Genomic DNA, 17,735 nt, shown 5'->3' on the forward strand with positions numbered 1-17,735 from the left:
AGAATTAAGCTGTCTTGGGGTTTAGATAATGTTTCTTGCCATTTGATTTCATTTTCGATGTCTTCAATAAACTGCTCTGCCAGTTCGTCTTGAATTGCTTCTGGTAGTTCTTGAGCTTTTTGTACAGCTTTACTTAGAAGTTTTGATAACATTTCTTCTCTTCTCTTTTCTTGAAAACATAACTACATATTATAGGTCAACTTTCTCTATAACACTCTCTGGGGTAACGATATGGGTCAACTTTCTGTATATCACACCATTTAGGCGCAATCGCTGGAACTTTTCCCTTTATCACCCCCAAAAGCCTGTTAGCCAGATTAGCATATTGCCAAAAACCTTGGTTAACTAAATTTCTGACAATTAGGCTTATTCTAGCGATGATTCCTATGTCTGACCGCACCGCTTGACAAAAATTTACAATTATTCGACTTTTTAAAAGACATTTTAGCCTACTTTTTTGGGTTCTTGTTTAAGAGAATGAGTCCGTTTCACTTGGCGTTTTAAGGTGGCATCTACGGCAAAAACTTAATTAAAGATAAAAACTAGGATTTAGCTTTTAAAGGAAATCTCTCAGGATTTTTAATAATTTCTTTGCTGAAATCTACATCTAAATCTGACCAATAAAAATAATTAGTAAAAGGCTCTTGTATATTTAAAATTTGTCTAATAGCGACATCTTGAAACCAAGGAAAATCTTGATAGGAAAGAAACATTTCTTCATTGTTTGCCAGAATCCATATTCCATGGGAATAAATATGAGTTACTTCAGCTTGAGAAGTGTTTTGTCCAAGCATTTCTAAGTTCATTTTGTCGTTCCTCAATAATAGTTTCTATCGCTTGAAGATGATTGATGCTTACCCTTCGTTTATTATAGCAAATATTCAGTTAAAAATACAAGAGGGAGAAGTAAGAGCATAAAAATCCCCCTCAACTGGTCTAAAATTAAGAGAGAATGAGTTATATAAAAAAGGCAATTTAACCGACGTTACTGGGTTCTTTTTCGGTTGAATGAGAGCGTTTTACTTTGCGTTTTAAGGTTGCACCTGCACCAAGTATTCCCAGGGAAAGGAGACTTAGGGTTGAGGTGGGTTCAGGGATAGGTTCGCCGCAACCATTTTGATCAGTTGTCTCAGTAGAAATTGTTTTACAATACTCATTTTGAAGAGTAACAGTACTTTGCGAAAAATATTTAGGGTCACTCCATAAAGTTGTAAAACCAAAAAAGTATGTATGACCTTCAACATCGACAGGATTATTAGAAAAGTCAGCATTTAAGATTGCTAATCCTGCTTGGTTATTGATATTGAAGCTCCAACTTGTATTAGTATTTCCTAAAGGCGAGCCAAATGTAGCTGATAAAATACCATCATTAGTAGGACAACCTCCGTTGCTAGTAAATTCACACAGAAACCCATAACTTAAAGAATCTTCAGATATTTGAACTTCATTTGGATTGTAGATAATCTCTGTGCCAAATCTTGTAACAGGATCTGATGGTGGAGGATCAAGTACAATTTTTGTCTTATAGACAGGATTTCCTTTATTATCATATATAGGCTTTCCATTACCATCTAGTGCTGGTTCTGTTACATACTCTAATGAAAAAGTAATTAGATACCAGGGTCCTTTACCAAAAGCACCAACTTTTGAGGGAAATAAGCATAGGTATAGACAAGATGGTATTAACGCAAAAGAAACTGATTTAATCATCCATTTCATTGTTAAACTCCCTAAAATCAAAAAGTGTGAAGCTTTTACGAGAGTAAACAATATCAAAGTTAACTGTCAAGGCTTTTAAAGTTATATAAAGCTATATAAAGCAGTATTAAGAAAAATAACTTAAATCTAAAAATAATATTAAATTGACCGTACACCTTATAATGTCATATAATGTCAGGTAAAAGCTTATTAATCTTGATTCTGTGTTTAAAAATGAACAATTTTGATATTCACTCTTTAATTACAACTGTTGATAATCTCATCTTCTCCTATACAGGAGAGAATTTAGATGATGTTCAGTCTGAAATCGTAGAAGGGGTGATTAATCACCAAAAATACACAGAAATCGCTAAAAGTCATCATCGTTCCGAGAAATATGTCAAGGATGTAGCCGGTAAGCTCTGGAAAACCTTATCGGAAATTTTAGGAGAAGAAGTTAATAAAGCCAATCTTAGGTCTAGTCTGCGAAGATATTATTATAATGTTGCTAACAATAATGTATTTGGAATCCAAATTAGCGAAGGTAATATCTGTAATCAACTACCAGAAAATCAATTACAAAAATCTAATCTTGCTGAAGAATATAAACTCGAAATCGCTACAGAATTGATGAAAGAAGGCTTAACCGTCGAACAAATTGCTAGAGTGTTAAAACTTCCCTTAGAATTAGTTAAAGAGCAACTTGAAAAACCTAAGCAACCTAATTAATGGTGGTATTTGGCACTGGCAGAGCATTTCTAAGTTCAATAATAATTTCTATTTTAATAAACTTCATCATGAGAGCCAATATCAACGAGACAACCATTAAGGTTACAATGAAAGAATCAGATTTCAGGAAATAGCCATGAAACGAGATGAGGTACTAACAATTCTCGCAAAACACCGAGAACAATTAGAAAAACTAGGGGTACAATCTCTGTCTCTATTTGGTTCAGTAGCAAGGGATGAAGCACGTTTTGACAGTGATGTAGATTTATTGGTAGAATTTAGTAAAGCGGTAGGGTTATTTGACTTTATCGAGGTACGACTTTACTTAGAAGATATATTAGGATGTTCTGTTGATTTAGGTACTCAAGATTCTTTAAAAGAACATTTACGACAACCTGTATTAAAGGATGTGATTAATGCCTTTTAGAGATTGGCAACTTCGTCTTCAAGATATTATTGAATCCATTGATGAAATCTTGGAATGGACGGCTAATATGACCTTTGAAGATTTTAGCTCAAATCGAGTGACTCTTAAAGCAGTTCTTTATAATTTAGGAATTATTGGTGAGGCATCTAGAAATATTCCTAGTGAGATACAATTGCGTTATTCTCAAATTCCTTGGCGTTTAATGGGAGATATGCGAAATGTCATTTTTCATGAATATTTTCGGGTAGAATTGGCAATAGACATCTCCAAAAATTATAACCCAGTCACAGCTTGCTTTTAGCTTATGTACTAATTAAGCAGTTCGATGGCTGAAGTGTATATCTGTCGTTGCTAATTCAATTTTACTGAAAAAATATGAGGCAATTAAAATAATTTTTATTCGGGTATATTCTTTGACTAGAAAGACTTTTGGTCTTGAGATAATATTATGGAGAGGTCTAATTGCTTGGCGGACGATTGAAAATAATCTAACTCCATTGCGTTCACAATTACAGGAAATTTTAGAAAATGAAGCCGAAAATTAATCTATAAAATTCCCCCTCAACTTATTCAATTAAGGGGGAATGAGTTATATAAAAAAAGCAATTTAACCGACGTTCTTGACAAAAGGCCATAACCTGTGCTTTGGGAGGGATTAAGAGAATTTCTGATACCCTCTTACCTGGTAGAAATCAAGGAAACCCCCCATAAATCTAACTCGGTTTCAGCAAATATGCTCGCTCCCTGTCCATTGAGAAATATTACCATAAACACGGGTACACCAAGAAAAGTTAAGGGATGTATCCATTGATGGATAAGGGTTTTTTGCTATTGTAGTAGATATGTCTGGGGTCAGTTGAGATAGACAAAAATAGTCAAAATATTTATAATAGAAGATTGGACTAAAATTTTCTGTGATTTGCCCATGTTATTGTCTGGCGCCACCGGTAGCGAACAGTTTTTAGGGAGTGAAGCGATCGCCACTTACGCCACAGCTAAGGCCGTGATCCTGCCGATTCCCTACGAGGCCACCACCACCTATCGCAAGGGTTGTGAAACCGGGCCGGCGGCGGTGATTACCGCTTCCCAACAATTGGAAGCCTATGACGAGGAACTTAAGAGGGAAACCTGTTTAGAAGTGGGCATCTATACCCATGATGCGATCGCCGATACCCGTCAGCAACCGCAATTGTCCGCCGAGGAGATGTTAGCCGTCACCACAGCTACAGTTTCTCGTTTAATTGCCGATGATAAATTTGTCGTCGCCGTCGGGGGTGAACACGCTATCACCACGGGAGTAGTACAAGCTTACCGACAGGCTTTATCGGAACCTTTTACGGTGGTTCAAATTGATGCCCATGGCGATATGCGTTTTGAGTACGAAGGATCGCACCATAACCACGCCTGCGTGATGCGTCGGGTGTTAGAAATGGGTTTACCGACCTTACCCGTGGGAATTCGGGCTATTTGTCGAGAAGAAGCGGAATTAATCGCTAAACAGCAGATTCCCGTGATTTGGGATCGAGATATCGCCGGTGATCCGAATTGGATCGAAAAAGCGATCGCCAAAATTACCACCGAGAAGGTATTTTTAACTATAGACGTGGATGGCATCGATCCCGCTTTAATTCCGGGGGTGGGAACACCTGAACCGGGGGGGTTAAGTTGGCATCAAACCCTAGGCTTTCTCCGTCGTCTTTTCCAAACTCATCAGGTGATTGGCTGCGATGTGATGGAATTGGCCCCGATTAGTGATTCGGTGGTCTCGGAATTTACCACTGCCAAGTTAATTTATAAGTTAATTGGCTATCAATTTATTGCCTAGGGGCTTGCCTAATTAGAAGCAATCGTGTTATAATAACAATTCGTGCGGACGTATAGCTCAGTTGGTTAGAGTACATCGTTGACATCGATGGGGTCACTGGTTCGAATCCAGTTACGTCCATAAGGTATAATCTTGATTTCTAATGATAGGATGAACGATCGAAGCTCTCCAGATAAACCCTATGACTAGCTTACTGCGCGACTTTTGGTATGTGGCCACACCGGCAAATAAACTGAAACCCGGTCAGCTAATGGCCAAAAAAATGCTAGGTGAACCGATTGTTGTTGGCAGGAGAGAGGATGGAGAAGTGTTCGCATTGCGGGATATTTGCCCCCATCGTGGCATTCCGCTGCACCATGGCTGGATTGAAGGGGATGGGGTGTACTGTTGCTATCATGGCTGGAAATTTAATACTAGCGATGGCGTTTGTTCTGAGATCCCCTCATTAACCGAACACGATCGCCTTGATATTAGCAGAATTTGTGTCACCAGTTATCCCTGTCGCGAAATACAAGGTCATATCTGGGTGTTTATTCCGGCAGACTCAAAAAGAGAAATTAATCGAGAAAATCTGCCTCCTGTGCCGACTATTGCCGATTTTGGCAAACTTACCCCCAAAATAGCCGAAACTATCACTTTTGACTGCAATATTGACCATGCAGTGGTGGGATTGATGGATCCGGCCCACGGTCCCTACGTTCATACTTCTTGGTGGTGGCGCAGCGGTCCGCGCCAATTTCGGGTCAAAGAAAAACAATACGAACCTGTTCCCCTCGGTTTTCGTCTTGCCCCCTATGATATGCCTGTAAGTGCGAAACCTTATAAAATTTTGGGTAATAAAGTATCGATTGAAATTGTTTTTGAATTGCCCTCGGTGCGTACAGAAATACTACGAGGTGATCGCTATTTGGCCTGTGCTTTTACGGCAATTACTCCCATTGATGAAAATCACTGCGAAGTCCATCAAAGTTTATACTATACGATTCCTTGGTTGGCATTTTTAACCCCTCTTTTGCGTTATTTAACCCGACAATTCCTCAAACAGGATCGCGATGTGGTAATTAAACAACAGGAAGGACTTAGTTATCATCCGGCTTTGATGTTAATTGATGATGCCGATACCCAGGCCAAATGGTATTATCGCCTTAAGCAAGAATACGAGAAATCTCAAGCAGAAAAACGGGATTTTGTCAACCCCATTAAAGCACAGATTTTACGGTGGCGTAGTTAGAATTTGCTCATTTTAGTTAGGTTCTCACCAAAGATTTATTGACACTGGCTTCAATTTGATAAATAGATGAAAGGACACTACCTTGATGATTATTGACTAGATCGTATTTGACTTCTTGTAAATAATTAAAAATGGCATCCCGCAGAATCGGTTTTTCAATGTTTACCGTGTGCTGATAGTCCCATAAATCCCAAACTATCAAACCAATTCCCACGATTGGATCGATTAATTCTGCCCCAAAACTACTCGCTACTGCTCCACCGGTTTTAGTCGCAATTTTCGCCCCCGTTTTTCCCGCTAGGGACAAATAAACTGTGCTGCCCACTTTCATCACTGGGATCAGAGATTTAACTCCTAAAGCAGTGGCACCACCGACTAAAAGTTTAATTGATGTGTTAGAAATATTGCCCTCGGTATCTTGAATTGTTATGGCTATATCGCTAAGATAACGGTCCCATTTACCTTGGGGAATTTGATAACTGGCCTGAATATTCTCTAATTCATTGCTTAAATTATTGACATATAAATTAACGGCATCCCTAGTAATTCTCTCTAGACGCAATTGGGCCTCTTGGGGACGAATTACCCGTTTAGTAAACTCGGTTTGAATAGTTTTGGTCAAATTTTCTGCCACTACCTGTTCCGGGGGTGGATTATCTGTATTGACCCAGTGAGCGATCGAGGAGTATAATCCGCTTAAAAAGGCCTTACCCTCAAATTGTTTTTGATTGAAATAGTTAAAATACCAAGGCAGAAAACCCTGATCTACTCGTGTCATTAACTCCTTCACCCATCCCTCAATTTCTCCTAGGGCGAAGCTTTGAGAATTGGCTCTCGCTGTCTGTAAAGCTTGGCTAATCTCCCGATCAATTTGACTGTTAGATTTTTGGGGGATAGTGATGGGAATCTCTAGGTTAGTTTCGTTAGTAACCCTAGTTTTTAACGGTTCATTGCTGGCAGTTCCTAGCCAAATTTTCCCTAAAAGAGGCACGATAACCACTAGAACAACTATAGCCCAAATTAACGGGGTGATCGCCTTAATCAGTTGACTGATTGCCTGAATGCGGTTAGTTTTTTCACTATACTGAGGTGGCTCAATATTTTCTTGTGAATCTGGCCTGGAGTTCATCAGCTAACCTACTTAAAATTATTAGATCATTGTTCTCAAAAAACCGCAGAAACCCCAAATTTCTCAGCAGTAACCTGTAGAGGCCATTATCGGGCAAAAGACAGCCAATACCCGATAAATATCGGCAATTTTAGCGAATTTCTGCCTTCATCCGCTCAAGAGTTTGCTGCATTTGGTCGAACATCATTTGCGGAGTCATGCCAAATTGACCTAATTGGGTTTTTAGCTGTTCTACGGTCATTTGGGCGGAAAAATCTTCAGATAACTCAAAACGCTTCATAAATATCTTGTAGCGTTCCATTAACTCCTCCATCCTATCGATAAAGATGATTTTACCCTCTCGATCGAATTTCCCGTACTCGCTGCCTAGTTGTGTGAGAGACTGGTAATCTTCAAATAGCTGTCTAGCTTCCTGTTGAACCACTTCTGAGTCAAAGAATCCCATAATCTTAAAACGGCTTATCGTCGATAGTTATTCTCCCTCCCATTTTATTTTAGCTGGGGAAAAAGTCTAGCTCTGGCCGATTTACGGATTACCGTATTGGGGAAATCGAGAAGATCACAAACGACCTCTCGTCGCGGTTTATCCTAAATCCAGTTATTAAAAACTGATTATCTATTCCCCCTATTGCCTCTTGCCTCTTGCCTTTTGCCTATCCTGATATGTTACCTATACTTAACGGATTGAGTATTAACCGTTGCCCCAGGGAGTTTAAGATTAAAAGTGAAAAATCAAAAATTGTCCTTTAACTGCTCCACAGTGGCTATTTCGCTAAATTTGGGCTGCGGCCCTTATAATTTGCCAAAACGACGATGACGACCCTGATAGTCTTTTAAAGCGCGGTGAAATTGCACTCGATCGAAATCGGGCCAGAGGGTTTCAGTAACGTAGATTTCCGCGTAGGCCATTTGCCAGAGTAAAAAATTACTAATTCGCATTTCCCCACTACTGCGAATTAACAGATCTGGGTTAGGAATCCCAGCAGTATAAAGATACTGTTCAAAGAGAGATTCATCGATCGCTTCCGGAGAGATTAAACCCTGTTGCACCTGACGAGCGATCGCCTGACAAGCTTGTACGATTTCCTCTCGGCCACCATAATTAGTAGCTACCGTAAATTGAATACCGGAATTTTTGCTAGTTTCTGCTTGAGATTTAGCAATTTCCCGTCTTAAAGACTCTGGCAAGGCTGATAAATTACCAATAAAGCGAATTTTAACATTTTCCTGCATCATTTCCTCTAATTCGCGCCGCAAAACCCGCTCGAATAGAGTCATTAAAAACTCTACTTCCTCGAGGGGACGACCCCAATTTTCCGTCGAAAAAGCATAAGCAGTTAAAGCGGGAATCCCCCAGTCACGACAACAGCGCAGCAAGTCTTTTAGTGCATCCACTCCCCGTTGATGGCCCATAATCCGCGGTAAACCACGACTTTTCGCCCAACGACCGTTCCCATCCATAATCACTGCGACGTGCTGAGGCAAACGGTTTTTATCTAAATCCGTAGGTAATTCTGATGACAAGCTCGGTTTAAGAGTCATTTTCTATCTTTGGGGGTTGCGCTGGGCGAACGGGAGAATTTTTCTAAGATTAGACGACCTTTTAAGCCAATTGTACGCCCTAAACGTCCCCAACTCGGTGCGACCACTTCCCCCTCTCCCGACGGAGAAAACTTCGCTTCGAGAAGCTCTTTTAGTTTACTACTGGTTAAAGGCCGATCCAAATTACCCCCCGACGCGAGGGAAATCGAGCCAGTTTCCTCAGAAACCACAATACAGATACAATTATCTAGCCTTTCGGTAATGCCCATGGCCGCCCGATGACGGGTGCCTAATTGCCTAGAGGTACTGCGCTCCGATAAGGGTAGAATAACACCCGCGGCCACCACTCGATCGCCCCGAATAAATACGGCCCCATCGTGCAGTAAAGTTTTAGTTTGAAAAATAGTTTGAATTAATTCCTTAGATACTTGGCCATTGAGCGTCACCCCGGGATTGACAAACACCTTGGTGTCGAGATTGCCACTGGTTTCTAATACCATCAGCGCACCGGTGCGATTTTGAGATAGATCCTTCACCGCGTCCACTAACTCATCAATGACATTATCGGTCTTGGGAGTGGGGGAACTTTTTTTAAATAATTCCCACACTTGACCTTTGCCCAATAATTCTAAAAAACGGCGGAATTCCGACTGAAAAATCACAGCGATGGCCACGGCTGCCCCTAAAATCAATTTTTCTAGGACTAACCCCAGCAAGCGCAATCCTAGGGCATCGCTAATCACCGAGGCCAGCATTAAATAGATTAGTCCTCGCACCATCCAAAAGGTACGCCGCTCGCCGATAATTAGCAGCAGCATATAGGTAAGGAGGAGAACTAACCCAAAGTCTAGGACTGACAGACCATGGCTGAGAATCCAGGACAATAACCGGCGAGGGTCCAGAAAAAAACCCGACATGGGGGACGATAGCGATGAGGTTTATATCAAGGAGAGTCGATTGGGTAAGCGGTCTTGACGCAGCAAATCCGCCAGATTTTCCCGTTCAAGGATGAGATTGGCTTCTCCGTTTTGGACAATTACCGCCGCCGGACGGGGTAAGCGGTTGTAATTAGAAGCCATACTGTAGTTATAGGCTCCCGTGGCTAAAACCACTAAAATATCCCCCGGGTTGGTTTTCGGTAGCGTAATATCCTTAATTAGAATATCCCCAGATTCACAATGTTTTCCAGCTATTGTCACCAATTCCTGACATTCTTGACTCATTTTATTGGCGACCACGGCCCGGTAAACCGATTGATAGGTAATCGGTCGGGGATTATCGGACATTCCGCCATCGACGGCGATATAGGTGCGGATTTCAGGGATTTCTTTGCGATTACCCACTGTATAGGCCGTTACGCAAGCGGTGGCAATCAGAGAGCGTCCCGGTTCGGCAATGAGCAGCGGATAAGCGATACCTCTTTCCTGACAAGCTTTAGCCACTGCTAAGGACACCGCTTGCACCCATTCCTCGATACTTGGGGGGTCATCACTTTCCAGGTAGCGAATCCCTAAACCACCACCAACATTTAATTGCTCTAGGGGTAAACCCCGTTCTAAACCTAATTTAAACCAGTCTGCTAAGACAGCGGCTAGGTCTTGGTGGGGTTGACGTTCAAAAATCTGGGAACCGATGTGAGCGTGTAAACCCAGACAATTCAGCTGCGGATTAGCTAAAACATAGTCAAATACCGCTTCGATTTGATGGGGGTCAAAACCAAATTTACTGTCTAAGTGACCCGTGCGAATATATTCGTGGGTGTGGCACTCGATGCCGGGGGTTAACCGCAACAGTATCGGAATAGAGGTATCAGGACGATTTTCGCCTAATTTAACCAGATTTTCTAACTCTAGCCAGTTATCAACGATAATAATGCAGTTATGCTCGATCGCATATTCTAACTCGGCGATCGATTTGTTATTACCATGAAAGTATATCGGCACATCGGTTTTATTGATCTGGTCTAAAGCGGTTAACACTGTGTGAATTTCTCCGGCCGACACCACATCGAAACCTAATCCCTCCCTAGCGACCACGGCCGATACGGCCAGGCAATTCCACGCTTTCGAGGCATAAATTACCCTAGATTCTCCGGGATAATGAGTCTGGAAACCTTGCAGGTATTGACCACAGGCAGTGCGGAGGGTGACTTCATCGACAATATACAAGGGTGAACCGAAACGTTCCACTAGGGTGGTCACATCGCAACCACCGATTTCTAGACAATCGCGGTTATTAACCTTGGCTGTCAGGGGGAACAGGGTTTGATTCGGGGATAGACAATCTTGATAGGCTAAATATTTTTGTCCGGAATTGCTGATTTTAGGTTCAGTTGATAGCATGATCGGTGTTTTTTGTCAAGAAATCGATAATTTTTGTTACAATCTCTGCCCATCACCGATTCAGTCAAGGGAAATTTGACCGTCGGTGATCTAGATAACCAAAATAGTTCTCTCTTTCACTTTACGACAAGTTCTAACCTTTCTCTGATAAGTAGGGTTTGTGGTTCTTCAACCTTCGTGACCTTTGTGCCTTTGTGGTTCTTCAACCTTCGTGACCTTTGTGCCTTTGTGGTTCAATCATATCTCCTCTCCCCTCTCCCTACTTCCCCCCGCAACGGCTCGACTGAGCGTTCGACAAAAGCTCACGCCGAAGTCTTCGCCGAACGTCGCGCACGAGTTGGTCTCCCCTCTCCCTAATTCATAATTCATAATTCCCACTCCCCTATGCCTTCTAAACAGGATTTAGTATTACTTAACAGACCCAAATTCAGCAAGGGAATACACATATTGTCCCAAAAACTGTTTTTGCGGGGTTTGATTAGAGGTTATGGCTTTTTGTCAACGGGGAATTGCAGGTATGGCGGCTGGGGCGATAATTAGTTTAGCATTAGTGAAAACTTTGAATGGTCATGATTATGATGAAATTATTAGAATGTGTAGTCATTTTTGCCAGTTTACTGAATGTTACACCCGGGATGGCCAATCATTTCCCCCTACAAGTTGTTCAAGCGCCCAATGCCTCTTCGATTCAAGGTTATTGTTTTTCGGTTGCTAATGATGATCTGGATTCTACGGCGAGGATTTATATTCAGGGAAATCAAGTCACGGGTCGGGTAGAAGCTACGATTCAGAACGAACAAGAATCTTATTATACTTCCTATAATCAAACTTTACAAGGAACAAGAAAGGGGAATCAGTTAAACTTAAATATCACGACAGAAATTGAGTTAAGCACCCTAAAAACTCAAGAAATCTGGACGTTAACTTCAGATTCTTTGAATACGGGACGAGTCGTTTATCAAAAACAACCTTGTTTATTGTCTCAAATCCGGTTTGCACCAGGAACTAATAGCGCCACCGTTAATCAATCGGTTGTGCGAGGGAGTCGAAATATTTATCTCTTAAGAGCAAATCGAGGACAGAGAATGGATCTGAAAATTACATCGTTAGAAAATAATGCCGTATTTGATGTGATTGCACCGAATGGGGAAATATTGAAAACAGAAGCTACCCAATCTAGTTTAAAATTACCTGCCACTGGAAATTATGAAATAATTGTAGGCGGAACTCGCGGCAATGCCACCTATAAATTAAATGTTAAAATTCAATAAATAGTAGTAGGGTGGGCATTGCCCAGGCTGCATCTCATTTTTGTAAATCTACCAAGTTGGGATTTTTACGGGGAAACTCTCGGCTAAAATCGGGCATTACTTCCGATTCTATCACTCAATCCCAGCCTTTGGGGGGTAGAACCCCCGAAACCCTGGAGCGCATTAGCTTTTCGGTGGGATGCTTACAGGCAGCTGCTGATACATTTGTCATCATCTAAGAGTCACTGATAATTGCTGATTGTCGGTATTCCTGCAAATGTGAGATGCACCCTGACCATTAAGATAACTGTTATTAGTAATTATGGGAAAATAAATCCCCATACCTTATTTCCTCGTGGCACAATAGAGACAAAGTATAAAAAACTTAACAATAAGGAGGGGTTCGATGGTTGCTACACCAGTCAAAACAAAACGTCTCACCCTGCAGGTGGCCGATCTCACCGCAGACACCACCGCTATTCGTTCCCTCGATTGGGATCGCGATCGCTTCGATATTGAATTCGGATTACAAAACGGTACGACTTATAACTCCTATCTGATTCGTGGGGAAAAAATCGCCCTTGTGGATACCTCTCACGAAAAATTCCGTCAACTATATTTTGATAGCCTCAACGGATTAATTAACCCCCAAGAAATCGATTATTTAATTATCAGTCATACCGAACCCGATCACAGTGGGTTAGTCAGAGATATATTGCAGCTTGCCCCCAATATTACCGTCGTTGGGGCAAAAGTAGCAATTCAGTTTTTAGAGAATTTAGTTCATCATCCCTTTCAACGTCAACTGGTCAAAAATGGCGATCAGTTAGACCTAGGCAACGGTCACATTCTCGAATTTGTTAATGCTCCTAATTTACACTGGCCCGATACTATTTTTACCTACGATCACGGTTCGGGAATTTTATTTACCTGTGATGCCTTCGGAATGCACTACTGTTCCGATGATCTTTACGATGAGCAATTAAGTGCTATTGAACCGGATTATCGTTTCTATTATGAATGTTTAATGGCTCCTAATGCTCGTTCGGTACTAGCGGCGATGAAACGGATGGAACCCCTGGGTAATATTAATCTCGTGGCTAATGGTCATGGACCGGTATTAAAACACAATATTACCGAATTATTGAACCATTATCGTGATTGGAGTCAGGCACAAACTAAGGCAGAAAAAACCGTCGCTGTTTTCTACATTGCCGACTATGGCTATAGCGATCGCCTCTGTCAATCGATTGCCAAAGGTATTACTAAAACTGGTGTTGCTGTAGAAACTTTAGACCTGAAAACTGCCGATCCCCAAGAGGTAAAAGAATTAGCTTCTTCTGCGGTGGGAATCGTCATCGGTACTCCCCCCGTTTCTGGTATTAATGCCCAAGAAATTACGGGAAATCTAGGCACAATTCTCGCCTCGGTTAACCCCAAACAATATATCGGAATGTTTGAATCTCAAGGGGGTGATGATGAATCAATTTTACCTCTATTTAATAAGTTTCGTGAAGTTGGTTTAACCAAAGCTTTTGATCCCATTCGTAGCACAGAAACTCCTAACGAGAGTCTCTATCAACGCTGTGAAGAAGCAGGAACAGATATGGGACAACTATTAACCCAAGAGGTAAAAGTTAAACAAAGAAAATCCCTCGATACTGACCTCGATAAAGCCATCGGACGCATTAGTGGTGGTTTATATATTATTACCACCAAGAAAGGAGACAGAAGCGGTGCAATGGTCGCTTCTTGGGTGACGCAAGCAAGTTTTGATCCTCCCGGTTTTACCGTTGCTGTGGCCAAAGATCGGGCGATCGAGTCTTTAATGCAAGTGGGGGATCAATTCGTTTTAAATATTCTGGAAGAAGGCAATTATCAAACCCTGATGAAACACTTTTTAAAACGTTTCGGACCAGGGGAAGATCGTTTTGCGGGAGTCGATACTCGCACCGCTAATAATGGTTCGCCAATTTTAGCCGATGCCCTCGCTTATTTAGAATGTGAGGTAGTTAGTCGCATGGAATGTGCTGACCACTGGATTGTTTACAATAAAGTCACCGATGGTCGCGTTTCTAAACCTGATAGTTTAACGGCTGTTCACCATCGCAAAGTCGGTAATTATTATTAGGATTCTTGCTTGATTTGACTGGTTGAGAAAATACAGATCAAGATGCTTGATCTCAGCTTTTGAGACTGTTTAACCTCTCAACCAGTTAGTCATACTAAATCCGTTGAGTATAGGCTACATATCAGGAGAGGCAATAGGCACTCTTGCAATAGGCAAAAGGAGCAATAGATAATCAGTTTTTAATAACCAGATTTAGTCTCACATCTGATAACTGATTACTTACCCACTGATAACTGATAACTGATAACTGTTCCTATTGACTAACACCCGCAGATTTAAGGGCTTTTTCCATTAAAATTACATGGGTACTGCTTTCCTGTCCCTCATTGTCAGGACGACGCTGAATATAACTGCCGTCGGATTGTAATTCCCATGCTTGTCGGTTATCTGACAACATAATGCCGAGAATTTCTTCCAGTTCCTTGGCGATCGCTGGTTCAGCGATGGGTGTCACTGCTTCCACGCGACGAGTCAGGTTCCGCGTCATCCAATCGGCACTACCAATATAAACCTCCTCCTGACCATCATTGTAAAAGTAAAAAATGCGGGAATGTTCCAAAAAGCGGCCGATAATGCTAATTACTCGGATATTTTCGCTTATTTCTGGCAATCCGGGCCGTAAACAACAGATCCCACGAATAATTAAGTCAATCTGCACACCAGCACGAGAAGCGGCGTATAAAGCTTCTATAATCGGTTTATCGACAATAGAGTTCATTTTTGCGACAATGCGCCCCGTACCGCCATTTTTACAGTTTTTGGCCTCGCGATCGATCATTGCTAACATCCGTTTTCGCAAACTCACCGGAGCAATTAAAAGTTTGCGATAGGATTGCTGACGGGAGTATCCGGTCAGAAAGTTAAATAAATCGGTGATATCTGCCCCCAAATCCTCACGACAGCTAAGTAAACCCAAATCAGTGTATAATTTAGCCGTTTTTGGGTTATAGTTACCCGTGCCAATATGGAAATAACGACGGATTTTATCCCCTTCTTTTCTGACCACGAGAACCACTTTCGTATGGGTTTTTAGACCAACTAAGCCATAAACAACGTGAACTCCGGCTTGTTCGAGCTTTTTCGCCCAACTAATGTTATTTTCCTCATCAAAGCGAGCTTTTAGTTCCACTAACGCCGCTACCTGTTTCCCATTTTCCGCCGCCGCAATCAGGGAATTGACAATCGGGGAATCTCCGGAAGTACGATACAAAGTCATTTTAATCGCTAAAACATGGGCATCATGGGCAGCCTGGGCGATAAACTGTTGTACTGAGGCACTAAAAGAATGGTAAGGGTGATGAACGAGAATATCGTTATTGCGAATTAAAGTAAAAATATCTTCGCCATCCTGTTCTAGGATGCCGTCTTCGTTACCGTCAACTATTTCTCGCAATCCCTGTAAAACCGGTGGGGTGACAGGATTCCAAGGCGGATCTTTCAGTTCGGGACAGGGTAAAGACAGAAAATAAAATAAATCCTTGTGTCCTAGCAGTCCATCCACATCGTAAACATCGATCTCCTCAAGTCCCAGATCGCGCATAATCCGGTTTTTAATATTGCTAGGGGTAGAACTGTGAATTTCCAGACGTACTGCCGATTTACCGATGCGGCGCTTGCGTACTTCTTCCTCGATCGCTAATAATAAATCATCGGCCTCATCTTCTTCGACGGAGATGTCAGCGTTGCGCGTCACCCGAAAAGGATAACATTCTTGAATGATCATGCCGGGGAAAAGTGCCTCTAAATTGTGCATTACCACCTGTTCAAGGGGTACTCCCGTCCAAATCGAAGCCTTTCCGTCTTGGTGGCGTAATTCCTTGGATAATGCCAGAAAACGGGGGAAAACCTGCGGCACTTTCACCCTGGCAAATAGTTCTTTATCGGTGTCGGGATCGCGAACGACTACGGCTAAATTGAGACTAAGATTAGAAATATAGGGAAAAGGATGACTAGGATCCACCGCCAAGGGAGTTAAAACGGGGAAAATATTTTGTTCAAAGTAATCATGGAGATAATTGCGCTGTTCTTGATGTAAATCCACATAGTTAATCAGATGAATTCCCTGTTCTACTAATAGGTTTTTCAGGGTGTGTTCAAAAAGATGATCCTGCTGTTGCACAAGGGGACGCAGACGTTTACTTATCTCGGTTAGCTGTTCCGAGGCAGTCCTGCCATCGGCACTTAAAACGGCTACATTTGCCTCTACCTGTTGTTTAAGAACTGCCACCCGTACCATAAAAAATTCGTCGAGATTGGCACAAAAAATGGCGGTAAATTTTAATCTTTCTAGTAGGGGAGTCCGAGGATCAAGTGCCTCATAAAGCACACGATGATTAAATTCTAACCAGCTTAATTCTCGGTTAAAGTAATATTGCGAATCTTTAAGATCGATTTCGGAAGTTACGCTAGGAGCTTTAGCCATAGAGTCTAATATCCAAATAATAGATTAAACAGTTAGAAAGAAGCCACTTCAGCCTAAATTTGACTATTTTGGGCGTTTTTTTAGGCTATATTGCCCCAGATTAACCAAAGTTACCCCGATTATCTTGGATGCCAATCCTACTGATTCTAGCCTGACTGGGGAAAAAATCAATTTATTAAAAGGTTAAGAAATCAGTCCCAACAGATCAAGGTTAAATTAATCTTTCAGTGCAATTAGATTTGTTAAAGATCTAGACTTCCCCGTTGACAAAAGGCCATAACCTGTGCTGTGGCAGGGATTAAGAGAATTTGTGCCGCTCGTTACTGGCTACAAATTAAGGAAACCCCTAATAAATCTAACGCTTTCTGTTGCAGAGAAGCCGGTCGAGTTATCTTAGAAAAACGATAACTTCCCTCTCTAATCCTACATTATACTATATTCAAGTAAATCGTCCCCAAGTCCTCCAATAGAGTCCGAAAACTATGCACGCGAAAGTTCTCTTGATTCCGTTTTTTTTCTCTCCTTAGATTGCGCCGATTCACTGCGACTGGTTTTAATCACATTCAGGGAACTATAGTCATTTCAATTAAGATTGAGAATATCAATCCCAGAGTTCATAAGGATTTTGTCGGTCTAGACTGTATCAGACTTATCTGAAATGACTATAAGTAGAGCCAACGCAAAGCACTCGCTACGCGAAACCGCATTCTCTGTCTCACAAGAAAAGGTGCTTTATGGTTTATCGCCGGTAAATCGAGCGCTTCGACCGACTACCGACGATAAGCCCACCTTATCACCCCGACAAGTAATACTTTTGTCAAACCCCTTTACAAACCGATACAAACTCCTTAAGATAGAGACATCATCAATCAATCGTACCTCGATAACTTAATAGGAATCATAAACCAATGACCACCACCTTACAACAGCGCGAGAGTGCTTCCCTGTGGGAGCAGTTCTGCCAGTGGATCACCAGCACCAACAACCGTCTTTATGTCGGCTGGTTCGG

General features: G+C 41.7%; 16 protein-coding genes, 1 tRNA gene and 1 pseudogene. 9 read left to right on the forward strand and 9 right to left on the reverse strand.

What is annotated here, in order from left to right:
* Positions 1–542: 542 nt before the first annotated feature.
* Both IM475_RS19420 and IM475_RS19425 read right to left on the reverse strand, forming a co-directional pair.
* The gene (locus tag IM475_RS19420) at positions 543–806 is read right to left on the reverse strand and encodes a DUF2442 domain-containing protein (protein WP_287728786.1); all 264 of its coding nucleotides are present in this window, start codon (positions 804–806) and stop codon (positions 543–545) included.
* A 169-nt stretch (positions 807–975) separates the two neighbouring features.
* Positions 976–1,719 (reverse strand): PEP-CTERM sorting domain-containing protein, encoded by a 744-nt coding sequence (locus IM475_RS19425; RefSeq protein WP_287728787.1) that lies wholly within the window; start codon positions 1,717–1,719, stop codon positions 976–978.
* 213 nt (positions 1,720–1,932) lie between these two features.
* Between IM475_RS19425 and IM475_RS19430 the strand changes: the two genes are divergently transcribed.
* From IM475_RS19430 to IM475_RS19455, 6 genes are all read left to right on the forward strand, one after another.
* Positions 1,933–2,427: a helix-turn-helix domain-containing protein gene (locus IM475_RS19430; RefSeq protein WP_287728788.1), complete on the forward strand. Its 495-nt coding sequence runs from the start codon at positions 1,933–1,935 to the stop codon at positions 2,425–2,427.
* 136 nt (positions 2,428–2,563) lie between these two features.
* On the forward strand, positions 2,564–2,854 hold the full coding sequence (locus IM475_RS19435) for a nucleotidyltransferase family protein (protein WP_287728789.1): 291 nt from the start codon (positions 2,564–2,566) through the stop codon (positions 2,852–2,854).
* The gene (locus tag IM475_RS19440) at positions 2,844–3,155 is read left to right on the forward strand and encodes a HepT-like ribonuclease domain-containing protein (protein ID WP_287728790.1); all 312 of its coding nucleotides are present in this window, start codon (positions 2,844–2,846) and stop codon (positions 3,153–3,155) included. The genes IM475_RS19435 and IM475_RS19440 overlap by 11 nt, the downstream gene beginning before the upstream one ends.
* A gap of 624 nt (positions 3,156–3,779) precedes the next feature.
* The gene (gene speB / locus IM475_RS19445) at positions 3,780–4,679 is read left to right on the forward strand and encodes an agmatinase (RefSeq protein WP_287728791.1); all 900 of its coding nucleotides are present in this window, start codon (positions 3,780–3,782) and stop codon (positions 4,677–4,679) included.
* Between the two features lie 46 nt (positions 4,680–4,725).
* Positions 4,726–4,799, forward strand: a tRNA-Val gene (locus IM475_RS19450).
* 61 nt (positions 4,800–4,860) lie between these two features.
* On the forward strand, positions 4,861–5,910 hold the full coding sequence (locus IM475_RS19455) for a Rieske 2Fe-2S domain-containing protein (protein ID WP_147069024.1): 1,050 nt from the start codon (positions 4,861–4,863) through the stop codon (positions 5,908–5,910).
* Positions 5,911–5,926: 16 nt separating this feature from the next.
* Here the strand turns inward: IM475_RS19455 and IM475_RS19460 are convergent, their stop codons facing one another.
* The 5 genes from IM475_RS19460 to lysA all read right to left on the reverse strand — a co-directional run bounded on the left by IM475_RS19460 (position 5,927) and on the right by lysA (position 10,923).
* Positions 5,927–7,039, reverse strand: coding sequence for a hypothetical protein (locus IM475_RS19460; RefSeq protein WP_287728792.1), 1,113 nt, complete (start codon positions 7,037–7,039; stop codon positions 5,927–5,929).
* 130 nt (positions 7,040–7,169) lie between these two features.
* On the reverse strand, positions 7,170–7,484 hold the full coding sequence (locus IM475_RS19465; RefSeq protein WP_002738222.1) for a DUF1825 family protein: 315 nt from the start codon (positions 7,482–7,484) through the stop codon (positions 7,170–7,172).
* Positions 7,485–7,831: 347 nt separating this feature from the next.
* Positions 7,832–8,581, reverse strand: a complete 750-nt coding sequence (uppS, locus tag IM475_RS19470; RefSeq protein WP_287728793.1) for a polyprenyl diphosphate synthase — start codon at positions 8,579–8,581, stop codon at positions 7,832–7,834.
* Positions 8,578–9,498: a diadenylate cyclase CdaA gene (gene cdaA / locus IM475_RS19475; RefSeq protein ID WP_190718454.1), complete on the reverse strand. Its 921-nt coding sequence runs from the start codon at positions 9,496–9,498 to the stop codon at positions 8,578–8,580. Before cdaA ends, uppS begins: the two co-directional genes overlap by 4 nt.
* Positions 9,499–9,519: 21 nt before the next feature.
* Entirely contained in the window at positions 9,520–10,923 is a 1,404-nt protein-coding gene (gene lysA / locus IM475_RS19480) for a diaminopimelate decarboxylase (protein WP_287728794.1), read from the reverse strand.
* A gap of 33 nt (positions 10,924–10,956) precedes the next feature.
* On the opposite strand from lysA, the gene IM475_RS19485 reads away from it, so the two are divergent.
* From IM475_RS19485 to IM475_RS19495, 3 genes are all read left to right on the forward strand, one after another.
* Complete coding sequence (locus IM475_RS19485) at positions 10,957–11,280, forward strand: hypothetical protein (RefSeq protein WP_287728795.1); 324 nt, start codon at positions 10,957–10,959, stop codon at positions 11,278–11,280.
* 206 nt (positions 11,281–11,486) lie between these two features.
* Positions 11,487–12,194 carry a hypothetical protein gene (locus IM475_RS19490; protein ID WP_287728796.1) on the forward strand — a complete coding sequence of 236 codons (708 nt, stop codon included), beginning with the start codon at positions 11,487–11,489 and terminating at the stop codon, positions 12,192–12,194.
* Between the two features lie 385 nt (positions 12,195–12,579).
* Positions 12,580–14,304: a diflavin flavoprotein gene (locus IM475_RS19495; RefSeq protein ID WP_287728797.1), complete on the forward strand. Its 1,725-nt coding sequence runs from the start codon at positions 12,580–12,582 to the stop codon at positions 14,302–14,304.
* A 253-nt stretch (positions 14,305–14,557) separates the two neighbouring features.
* On the opposite strand, the gene ppk1 is transcribed toward IM475_RS19495, so the two are convergent.
* Both ppk1 and IM475_RS23055 read right to left on the reverse strand, forming a co-directional pair.
* A complete protein-coding gene (gene ppk1 / locus IM475_RS19500) occupies positions 14,558–16,726 on the reverse strand; it encodes a polyphosphate kinase 1 (RefSeq protein WP_287728798.1) in 2,169 nt (722 codons plus the stop codon).
* Between the two features lie 320 nt (positions 16,727–17,046).
* Positions 17,047–17,266: pseudogene (locus tag IM475_RS23055) on the reverse strand (IS1634 family transposase); the annotation flags it as partial.
* Between the last annotated feature and the right edge of the window lie 469 nt (positions 17,267–17,735).

The organism is Microcystis sp. M061S2, assembly GCF_020245605.1.
GTDB lineage: Bacteria > Cyanobacteriota > Cyanobacteriia > Cyanobacteriales > Microcystaceae > Microcystis.